The organism is Serratia sp. HMSC15F11 (genome assembly GCF_001808215.1).
In the GTDB taxonomy this organism is placed as follows: Bacteria; Pseudomonadota; Gammaproteobacteria; order Enterobacterales; family Enterobacteriaceae; genus Serratia; species Serratia nevei.
On sequence record NZ_KV792484.1, the window covers coordinates 1 to 1057 of the forward strand.

General features: G+C 52.8%; 1 protein-coding gene. It reads left to right on the forward strand.

Annotated features, from left to right (window positions below; translation table 11 throughout):
- Window positions 1-32 precede the first annotated feature (32 nt).
- Entirely contained in the window at window positions 33-1001 is a 969-nt protein-coding gene (locus HMPREF3138_RS16910; RefSeq protein ID WP_000654812.1) for an IS5-like element IS903B family transposase, read from the forward strand.
- Window positions 1002-1057: the final 56 nt, after the last annotated feature.

The window sequence follows — 1057 nt, forward strand, 5'->3', positions numbered from 1 at the left end:
GGCTTTGTTGAATAAATCGAACTTTTGCTGAGTTGAAGGATCAGATCACGTATCTTCCCGACAACGCAGACCGTTCCGTGGCAAAGCAAAAGTTCAAAATCACCAACTGGCCCACCTACAATAAAGCCCTCATCAACCGTGGCTCCATAACTTTCTGGCTGGATGATGAAGCTATTCAGGCCTGGTATGAGTCAGCAACACCTTCTTCACGAGGCAGACCTCAGCGCTATTCTGACCTTGCCATCACGACTGTGCTGGTCATTAAACGCGTATTCAGGCTGACCCTGCGGGCTGCGCAGGGCTTTATTGATTCCATTTTTTCTCTGATGAACGTTCCGCTACGCTGCCCGGATTACAGCTGTGTCAGCAGGCGGGCAAAGTCGGTTAATGTCAGTTTCAAAACGCCCACCCGGGGTGAAATCGCACACCTGGTAATTGATTCCACCGGGCTGAAGGTCTTCGGTGAAGGCGAGTGGAAAGTCAAAAAGCATGGCCAGGAACGCCGCCGTATCTGGCGTAAGCTGCATCTCGCCGTTGACAGTAAAACACATGAAATCATCTGCGCTGACCTGTCGCTGAACAACGTTACGGACTCAGAGGCCTTCCCCGGGTTAATCCGGCAAACCCACCGGAAAATCAGGTCAGCCGCCGCCGATGGCGCTTACGATACCCGGCTATGTCACGATGAACTGCGGCGTAAGAAAATCAGCGCGCTTATCCCTCCCCGAAAAGGTGCGGGTTACTGGCCCGGTGAATATGCAGACCGTAACCGTGCAGTGGCTAATCAGCGAATGACCGGGAGTAATGCGCGGTGGAAATGGACAACAGATTACAATCGTCGCTCGATAGCGGAAACGGCGATGTACCGGGTAAAACAGCTGTTCGGGGGTTCACTGACGCTGCGTGACTACGATGGTCAGGTTGCGGAGGCTATGGCCCTGGTACGAGCGCTGAACAAAATGACGAAAGCAGGTATGCCTGAAAGCGTGCGTATTGCCTGAAAACACAACCCGCTACGGGGGAGACTTACCCGAAATCTGATTTATTCAACAAAGCC